Consider the following 8,704-nt stretch of genomic DNA (forward strand, 5'->3'; position numbering starts at 1 on the left):
ATAATAATGCAAAAAGAGCGGCATATCTGCCGCTCTTTTTTTAACATCAGCTGTTGAACATTCCGTCAAGTGTATCGGCCAGATCGTTAAGATCATCCTGGTCAAAATCAAAGCTGCCAAAGCCGAAATCACCGATGCTTACACGGGGTTCAATGACAACGTCCTCATTTATGGGCTTGCTGAAATCGAATATCTCGTCTGTGCCGTAGATAACATATGACATTTCTACAGGGACATAGCCTGTGTCAAAGTATATCTTGGTGCCGTCAGTGGTGATATTGATGTTCATGAACTCCTGAAGCTCGGAATTCTTTTTATTCTTGCCGTTCAGCTTCTCCATGCTCTTGTTCATGGCGTCAACAAGCTTCCTGAGAGATATCTTTGAGCCCTTCTGAACGTAGTAATCCTGAGCCTTGCTCTTTGAGCGGTCCGAGGTACCGTCGGCAGCCATTGCCATTATAGTTACCTTTACCTTCTCGCCCTTGCTTCCGTCTGATATGGGAGCATCGCTGCCGTGTGCCGCACCGAAATCGTCATCGACTGCAAGATTACAGTCAATGCTTTCTTTATCCAACATGAAAAAGGAGATCATATCAAGAGCTTTGAATCCCTCAGCATCTGCGCTTATCTCCGTACTGCCTACCCAGCTTGCATCGAAATCCAGAACAAGATTTCCGTCCTCATCTGTTTTGCCGACTGATTTGCCGTTTATGGTCACATCGGCGTCAGGGATAGGATGACTTCCGCAGTGAACGTTAAAAGTGATCTTTCCGGAAGGATCGATCATTTTTGTTTCGATAAACGCCTCTGCAACAGCCTGCTGTTCTTCCTTGCTGAATCCTAACTGATTGGCGGTACTGATAACTGCAAGAGCAGCTTCCTCAAAATCAGGGCTGCTTGAAAGACTGAACATTGAATTGAAGAATAATTTTCCTATCTGATCTTCCGATAAGCCTTTCTGATTCATAAGGTATGCGGTATGTGAGATAACTGTCGGATTATTATGTTCATCAGACCATGCAGCATCAAATTTGCTGTCACCTACAACAGCAGGAGCATTGTACTTATTGGGATCGATGGCACTTCGTACATTAGTCTCGTAACCTTTCCAATCTTTTGAGACCTCATTTACCGAGAATTCCCAATCGCCTGAAATCAATGATCCCATTACATCAGCGTAGCCTTCATCTACAGTTCTTGCGTATACATTACTTTTCAGATGAGCTATGTTATTCATTACACCGTGAGTATATTCGTGTCCGAGAATTCCCTTGCCTATTAGTGCCTGACCGCCTAATTCGCTGATCATAAAAAGATTTGTTCCGCCTACGTAGCACGCGTTATTATATTCACGCCAACTCGGAAGCATCACCTTAATGAAGGAATATACATTCAACAATTTATTATCTGTCATCTCAGGTACTTCTTTAAAGAGGGTATCATTGACACCTACAATGATGTCCAGAGCCATACCTTGTCCGTCAAGCGACTTCCAGCCTAACTTATTATCATAATAATCATATGCATTCTGAATACTGCTCATGGAACCAATGGTATAATCGGGAAGCATCGGATCGGGCAGATCCATTACAGGCATCAGGACTAACGGTTCTATAAGCTCGGTATAATCCAGTTTGGGATAAACATAAAGCTTTTTATTACCGTTCTTACCGCCCGGTACTTCTACAGCTGCAAGGGGTTCAAATCCTCCGAACAAACAATTTACAGTCATAGCAGCGGTAAACGAAGCACTTTCTGCGTCTGTTACTGTGATATCACGATTCGGATCGTAGAGATTATAGCCAATGGTATCTCTTTTTTCAAGTTCAACATGATATACCTTGTCATTTATCTCCACATCGAGACCTTCGACAAGTGATGAATAAAGAGAGTTTTCATCAATTATCTCGCCGCTGTTCGCATCTATTATCAGTTCGGCTGACTTTTCATCTCCGATAACCTTAATAACATAGGCAAGACTCTGTGAATAGATTCCGTTAGATGGGAGAATACAAAGCTCTTCTTCAAGTATCTTTGCCTCGCCGCCTATATGCTTCCTTGCGATCTCCTCGGCCTTTTCCTGATCTATGGAAGGCTCTGTATCGATGTCTACGGGAGTATATCCGCCGCTGACGGAATCAACCACTCCTTCTTTGTTAACAGCAACGATGAGCTGATTTCCGTATATGGGCACATCGTCATATACCTGCTGGTATTTGTAGTATGTACAGTCCTCAAATGTGTTTTCGCTGACGAAGCTGAGCTCGTCAAAGGCATCTTCAATGCCTATCTGCTCCGCATAGCTGTCAATGAACTCCAGCGCTTCGTAATCCTCGGATACCTTCTCGTCAAAGCTTCCTGAGAGCATCTGGAAGTCTCCGTTATCGTCATAGCTGATACCGAGCTGAGTACATTCGCTCTCTGCGGGTCCGTCATTATAAAGGTTTTCGGCCACGGGCTCATCTGTGTCCGCGTCATAGTCCGTTATATCAAGCAGATCTTCAACGGCACTGTCGTTCTTTTTGCCGCCCTTGCTTTTTCTTCCGTCGGAATCGCTGTCAGAAAAATGACGATACAGGAAAAATCCGCCTAAGCCTGAGCATACAAGTGCAGCGGCAGTAATAATGATAAGTGGCTTTTTGTTCTTCTTTCCTGCCTTTGGCTGAGCCTGTTCCGCAGGAGCGGAGGTGGTCTGAGCAGGGGCAGGAGCCTGTTCCGCTGAAGCTACCTGAACGGGATCCATCGAATTCTGTTCCATAGTGTCCTCTTTTCATAATGTATTGACCGACCGCAATGTGGTTAATCCTGTGTGCTTGCATATGCTGTATATCCTGTTGGTACATATGGGGCAAGTCTGCCCATAGTATAGCATAATTCCGGCCAAAAGTCAATATGCTGCCGCCCCCATGAGATCATACTGCATATCCGTAGCGGAAGACGGTTTATGTCCTGTCCCGAAAGCAGAACAGCCGCAGGATGTGTTTCCTGCGGCTGCAATATGTCAGCTTCAGCTGCTTGTTAAAGAGCGAAGTTTTTCCCGATATACTCCCACTTCTTATCCCTTGAAGCTGTGATGATCCGTATATCGTCGTCTGTGAGATGCTTAAAGCGTCCCTGCTTTTTCAGATAAGCCTCAACGCTTGTGAACTCCTTGGGCTTGTGGTTCAGCCTGAACTCGCCGTTTTCATACTCTGCAAGATACCAGAGGCCGCAGTCCACCACTTCCTTTGCGATATCCACGGTCTCATCGGGAGCGACTCCCCAGCCTGTGGGACACGGAGCTATAACGTGGATATACTTGGTGCCCTGTATCTGCGAAGCCTTCTGCACCTTCTGTATAAAGTCCGAGATATAGCCTACGCTTGCTGTGGCTGCATAGGGGATATCATGAGCGGCAGCTATCTCGAACATATTCTTCTTGGGACGGATATTTCCGTGTATATTTGAGCCTGCGGGAGTAGTTGTGGTCTTTGCGCCAAATGGTGTCAGACCGCTTTTCTGTATGCCCGTATTCATATAGGCTTCGTTGTCGTAGCAGATATAGATGATATTGTCGTTGCGGTCTATAGCTCCGGAAAGAGCCTGTATTCCGATATCTGCGGTACCGCCGTCACCTGCAAAGCCGACTGCGGTAAATTCCTTTATCCCCCTTGCGCGGAGACCTGCCTCAACTCCGGTGAGCATGGAAGCCGTGCCTGCAAATGTTGAGATTATGGAGTTGTTTGAAAAGCACAGCTGAGGAAAATTAAAGCCCACCGCCGACATACAGCCTGCCGGCAGCACCGATACCGCATTGGGGCCGAGGACCTTCAGTGCAGCTCTTACCGCAAGGCTTCCGCCGCAGCCTGCACAGGCCTTATGCCCGTAGAAAAACTCCTCACGGGATATGCTTTCCGCCGTTTTATTAGCCATTGTCCCCGCCTCCTATTCCGATAAAATTGACGCTTTCCGTTCCTTTTGCGATATCGCTGTATATTTTTTCGATATCGGCCGCTGAGATATTCCTTCCGCCCAGACCGCCGATGAAGTTATAGCCCTTTACGTTCACGCCTGCCTTTTTCAGCGCGGAGTTAACGTTGGTAAAGACGGTACCATCATTGCCGAAGCTGATGTCCTTTTCAAGAACTGCATAGGCCTTTGCATTGCGCAGCACAGCGGCGATCTCTTCATTCGGGAAAGGCCTCATATAGCGTATGCGGACAACTCCCGCCTTTATCCCCTCTCCGCGGAGCTTATCCGCGGTCTCGCGGCAGAGACCTGCTATGCTTCCGAGAGTGACGATGATGTATTCGGCGTCATCGGTGCGGTAGCTTTCAAGCAGTCCCGTGTACTTTCTTCCGAATATCCCGGCAAATTCCTTTTCTGTCTCGGTGATGACCTGACGGGCAGCAAGAACGCCCTCATGCTCCTTGTATTTGAAGATGTAGTTTGTGTCGGGACCTGCGGAAAATGCCATATTTTTCGGGGCATCAAGGTCTATGCGGTTGTCTGTCTCATAGGGGGGCAGGAATCTGTCCGCCTGCTCCCTTTCGGGTATATCCACTGTCTCATATGTATGGGTGAGCACAAATCCGTCAAGGTTGGCCATGAACGGAGTTGATACCCTCTTATCCTCTGCTATCCTGTAGCTCATGAGCGCAAGGTCAAGAGCCTCCTGAGCGTTTTCGGCATAGGCCTGTATCCAGCCGCTGTCAAGCTGTGAAAGGCTGTCGCGCTGATCGCCGTAGATATTCCACGGGAGAGCTGTGGAGCGGTCAGCATTCATCATGACAATGGGGAAACGTCCGCCCGAAGCATAGTAAAGACATTCCGCCATGTAGAGAAGTCCCTGGGACGAGGTGGCCGTAAAGGCTCTGGCACCTGCTGCACTTGCGCCTATAGCGCACGACATGGCCGAATGCTCTGACTCCACATGAACATACTCGGCTTTAAGGCTGCCGTCCTCCACCATTTCCGAAAGGCGCTCCACCACGATGGTCTGGGGAGTTATGGGGTAGGCCGATATCACCTGGGGACGGGCAAGGCGTATGCCCTCCGCAAAGGCTTCATTGCCTGATAAGAACTTCTTCATTTGCGCTCCGCCTCCATTTCTATTGCACCTATCCTGCATATTTTTGCGCATATACCGCAGCCCTTGCAGAAATCGTAATCTATGGCTGCTTTGCCGTCCTTAACAGAAATTACTCCGTCGGGACAGTAGAGATAGCACTGCTCGCAGCCCACACATTTCTGAGTATTGACAACAGGTCTGATACTTCTCCAGCCGCTGTTGACGGTGGTGAGATAGCCTGCCTCAAAGGACGTATTTTCAGGAACCTCGTCAAATGTGAAGCTCTTCTTTTCTCTTATGTAGGGTCTCACTTCGCCACCTCCTGCACTGCACCGAGAAGTGCGTTTATATTGCGCTCCTGTATCTTCTGAGGCATATAGCCCCTTACTGCGTCAGCTGCATCGTCAGCCGTCACTGCTCCGGAAAGTCCCGCAAGGAGTCCCAGCATGACCGTATTCACTGTGGGCAGCCTGAACTGTGCCGCAAGACTGTCTGCGTCAAACGTCAGCACATCGCTGATATCATTCTTTGAATTCACGATGATACGTCCGCCCTCCTTCAGCAGCTCATGCAGCTGCGGACTGTACAGGGTATCGTCAAGGATAACGATATAGTCGGCCTTCTCGGTCTGGCTCCTGTCAACAACGGGTTTTGTGTCAAGCTTTGTGAAGGCTCTTACGGGAGCTCCTCGGCGTTCGGGGCCGAAGGACGGGAATGCAAGAGCATACTTCTCATCGCCGTCGATGGTGTAGGCTGCTCCAAGGAGCTTGGCGGCAGTAAATGCTCCCTGACCGCCTCTTCCGAGCCATATTATCTCAAACATAGTTCTTCTCCTATCGTTTTAGTATGTTTTAATTATACACCCGTGGAGAGCAAGTGTCCAATACGATAGTTTTATCATAGGATATAGAAAAATACTATATCCTGCACATTACCCCTGCCTCATTAAATTGCATAAAAACCCGCCTTGCCAATTGTGCACAACGATAAAAATATCCCGTTTCTATTGACTCCGCCTTAACACTTCGGTGTATAATAATAGAAGCTGCGGCAGAAGATGTGATCCGGCTGTAATAACTGCTGCTGTAAAGGCGTTCGCAGCTCCCGGGACTTCACAGCCGCAGACGCGCTGAAAGGCCATCATCTCACGCCGGGGCAAATATACAACGATATTTTTTAAGGAGAATCTATCATGGAAGCATTTGAAAACCTCATCACACGAAGAAGCGTCAAGAAATTCAAGTCCGATATGGTACCGAAGGAGATCATCGAAAAGATTATCGAAGCAGGCACCTATGCCCCCACGGGAATGAACCGTCAGGCACCGATAATCGTGGCAGTCACCAACAAGGAGCTCCGCGACCGTCTCTCGAAAATGAATGCAGCGGTAATGGGCATGGATATGGACCCCTTCTATAATGCTCCCGTTGTCCTCATAGTTCTTGCGGACAAGGATATGTTCACATACCTCTATGACGGCTCTCTTGTTATGGGCAACCTTCTTAACGCCGCTCATGCTCTGGGAGTTTCAAGCTGCTGGATACACCGCGCCAAGGAGGAATTTGAATCCGAGGAGGGCAAGGAGATACTCAGGAGCCTCGGCATAGAAGGCAACTACGAGGGCATAGCTCACTGTATCCTCGGTTACGCCGACTGCGACGAGCCAAAGGCAGCTCCCAGAAAGGAAAACTACGTTTACTGGGCAGAATGATCCCCTGCCTGACTCATACAGACAAAACAGCCGCAGGTTGCTCCTGCGGCTGTTATTTTACTCTTTCGGCATTTTCTTCCGTATATCGTTAAGGCGTTCAAGGGCATTTTCCAGAGTTTCGTTCTTCTTGGCGTAATGCAGTCTTATGTAGCGGTTTTCGGGCTCCTTGAAGAAGCTTGAACCGGGAACGGCTCCCACGCCCACATACTCAGCAAGCTTCTCGCAGAACACAAGATCGCTGCTGTAGCCGAACTCCGAAATATCAAGGAGTATGTAGTAAGCGCCCTGGGGAACTGTATGACGGATACCGATATCGTCAAGACCTCTCAGGAAGAGATCGCGCTTTTCGGTGTACTTGTCCTGAAGCCACTTGTAGTAGTCGTCACCGAAGCGCAGACCCGTTACCGCAGCCTCCTGCAAGGGTGCGGCTGCACCCACTGTAAGGAAGTCGTGTACCTTCTTGACGGTATCTATGATGTGGGGCGGAGCAATGACGTAACCCAGTCTCCAGCCCGTGATGGAATAGGTCTTGGACAGTGAGGAGCATGAGATAGTTCTCTCCCACATATCGGGCAGACTTGCAAAATAGATATGCTTGTGAGGAGCATAGACGATATGCTCGTATACCTCGTCCGTGATAACGAAGGTGTCGTACTTCTTTGCAAGGTCTGCGATTATCTGCAATTCCTCAAGAGTGAACACCTTGCCGCAGGGATTGGACGGATTACAGAGTATCAACGCCTTGGGACGCTGTCTGAAGGCGGCCTCAAGTACGTCCGGGTCAAAGCTGAACTCAGGCGGTATGAGCGGAACGTATATGGGCTCTGCTCCCGAGAGAATGGTGTCGGCGCCGTAGTTCTCATAGAAGGGCGAGAAAACGATGACCTTGTCTCCGGGATTGGTCACCGACATCATAGCCGCCATCATGGCTTCCGTGCTTCCGCAGGTGACTACTATCTCGTCGTTGGGGTCGATATCTCTCCCCATAAGACGGGACTGCTTCTCCGCAAGAGCCTCGCGGAAGTTCTGGGCTCCCCAGGTAATGGAATACTGGTGGAAGTCCTCCTTTGTGACCTGTGCAAGGCGGTCAAGTATCTCCTTCGGGGGCTCAAAGTCGGGAAAGCCCTGGGAGAGATTGACTGCGCCGTATTTATTGGAGATCCTCGTCATACGTCTGATGACGGAATCGGTAAAAGTCGCTGTTCGGTTTGAAAGTTCCGGCATATTTTTTCTCCTTAAATAATATTAAATGAATCGGGCGGATAATATCCGCCCCTACAAAAATAATTTGTAGGGGGCGATGCTCACACCGCCCCGTTCTTTTCGGGCTGATGTAGGCATCAGCCCCTACAATCATCTCTTATATTATAACATCATTAAATATTGTAGTCAATATTTCTCTCGTCGATAACACGTCTTGACTTGTGCTCGGAACGTGTATCAAGTCCGCCGTCGGGGTGAACGATCACTCTTGCAGGCTTAACGCCGATACGAGCCTTCAGTGCTGCGCTTACCTCTGCTGCAACTGTCTCATCGTCCTTGTCAACGCCCGAAGCCTTCTCGACCTCAACTGCATACTTGCTTGTGAAGTCCTTCTCGAAGATACGGATGAGATACTCGCCTGTGAGGTCGCTCTGCTCACGGATAACAGCCTCGATATCGCTGGGGAACACGTTAACAGCGGAAACGATGAACATATCGTCCTTTCTGCCAAGAATATGTATCCTGCCGTGTGTACGTCCGCACTTGCACTTTGTGGTGTCGATGCGTCCGATATCGCCTGTCTTGAAACGGATAAGGGGACGTGCGTGCTTGCGGAGAGTTGTGAATACAAGCTCGCCTGTCTGTCCGGGTTCGAGGACCTCGCCTGTGTGGATATCTACTGTCTCAACGAGGATATGGTTCTCTGCGATGTGGAGACCGTCGTGGTATTCGCACTGTGC

7 protein-coding genes and 1 pseudogene are annotated in these 8,704 nt (G+C 49.0%); 1 reads left to right on the forward strand and 7 read right to left on the reverse strand.

Translation table 11 applies throughout. From position 1 onward, the window contains the following. Positions 1-46 precede the first annotated feature (46 nt). From Q0Y65_RS11100 to Q0Y65_RS11120, 5 genes are all read right to left on the reverse strand, one after another. Positions 47-2,758, reverse strand: a complete 2,712-nt coding sequence (locus tag Q0Y65_RS11100; protein WP_297959740.1) for a M4 family metallopeptidase — start codon at positions 2,756-2,758, stop codon at positions 47-49. A 260-nt stretch (positions 2,759-3,018) separates the two neighbouring features. Beyond that, positions 3,019-3,912: a thiamine pyrophosphate-dependent enzyme gene (locus Q0Y65_RS11105; protein WP_297959742.1), complete on the reverse strand. Its 894-nt coding sequence runs from the start codon at positions 3,910-3,912 to the stop codon at positions 3,019-3,021. Continuing rightward, on the reverse strand, positions 3,905-5,071 hold the full coding sequence (locus Q0Y65_RS11110; protein ID WP_297959744.1) for a transketolase C-terminal domain-containing protein: 1,167 nt from the start codon (positions 5,069-5,071) through the stop codon (positions 3,905-3,907). Before Q0Y65_RS11110 ends, Q0Y65_RS11105 begins: the two co-directional genes overlap by 8 nt. Continuing rightward, positions 5,068-5,361 (reverse strand): 4Fe-4S binding protein, encoded by a 294-nt coding sequence (locus tag Q0Y65_RS11115; RefSeq protein ID WP_297959747.1) that lies wholly within the window; start codon positions 5,359-5,361, stop codon positions 5,068-5,070. The genes Q0Y65_RS11110 and Q0Y65_RS11115 overlap by 4 nt, the downstream gene beginning before the upstream one ends. Next, the gene (locus Q0Y65_RS11120; RefSeq protein ID WP_297959749.1) at positions 5,358-5,873 is read right to left on the reverse strand and encodes a 2-oxoacid:acceptor oxidoreductase family protein; all 516 of its coding nucleotides are present in this window, start codon (positions 5,871-5,873) and stop codon (positions 5,358-5,360) included. Before Q0Y65_RS11120 ends, Q0Y65_RS11115 begins: the two co-directional genes overlap by 4 nt. A gap of 369 nt (positions 5,874-6,242) precedes the next feature. On the opposite strand from Q0Y65_RS11120, the gene Q0Y65_RS11125 reads away from it, so the two are divergent. After that, the gene (locus Q0Y65_RS11125; protein ID WP_297959751.1) at positions 6,243-6,761 is read left to right on the forward strand and encodes a nitroreductase; all 519 of its coding nucleotides are present in this window, start codon (positions 6,243-6,245) and stop codon (positions 6,759-6,761) included. A 57-nt stretch (positions 6,762-6,818) separates the two neighbouring features. Here Q0Y65_RS11125 and Q0Y65_RS11130 read toward each other — a convergent pair whose 3' ends face one another. Next, on the reverse strand, positions 6,819-7,985 hold the full coding sequence (locus Q0Y65_RS11130) for a pyridoxal phosphate-dependent aminotransferase (RefSeq protein WP_297959753.1): 1,167 nt from the start codon (positions 7,983-7,985) through the stop codon (positions 6,819-6,821). A gap of 152 nt (positions 7,986-8,137) precedes the next feature. Further along, positions 8,138-8,704 (reverse strand): annotated as a pseudogene (locus tag Q0Y65_RS11135) (phenylacetate--CoA ligase family protein); the annotation flags it as partial.

The sequence above is a fragment of the uncultured Ruminococcus sp. genome (genome assembly GCF_947301925.1).
Lineage (GTDB): Bacteria > Bacillota > Clostridia > Oscillospirales > Ruminococcaceae > Ruminococcus.

What these genes read in the sequence shown, in the direction of transcription:
- Q0Y65_RS11110 (WP_297959744.1), bottom strand. Translation starts at nt 5,071, where the DNA reads ATGAAGAAGTTCTTATCAGGCAATGAAGCCTTTGCGGAGGGCATACGC.
- Q0Y65_RS11125 (WP_297959751.1), top strand. Translation starts at nt 6,243, where the DNA reads ATGGAAGCATTTGAAAACCTCATCACACGAAGAAGCGTCAAGAAATTC.
- Q0Y65_RS11130 (WP_297959753.1), bottom strand. Translation starts at nt 7,985, where the DNA reads ATGCCGGAACTTTCAAACCGAACAGCGACTTTTACCGATTCCGTCATC.
- Q0Y65_RS11100 (WP_297959740.1), bottom strand. Translation starts at nt 2,758, where the DNA reads ATGGAACAGAATTCGATGGATCCCGTTCAGGTAGCTTCAGCGGAACAG.
- Q0Y65_RS11105 (WP_297959742.1), bottom strand. Translation starts at nt 3,912, where the DNA reads ATGGCTAATAAAACGGCGGAAAGCATATCCCGTGAGGAGTTTTTCTAC.
- Q0Y65_RS11120 (WP_297959749.1), bottom strand. Translation starts at nt 5,873, where the DNA reads ATGTTTGAGATAATATGGCTCGGAAGAGGCGGTCAGGGAGCATTTACT.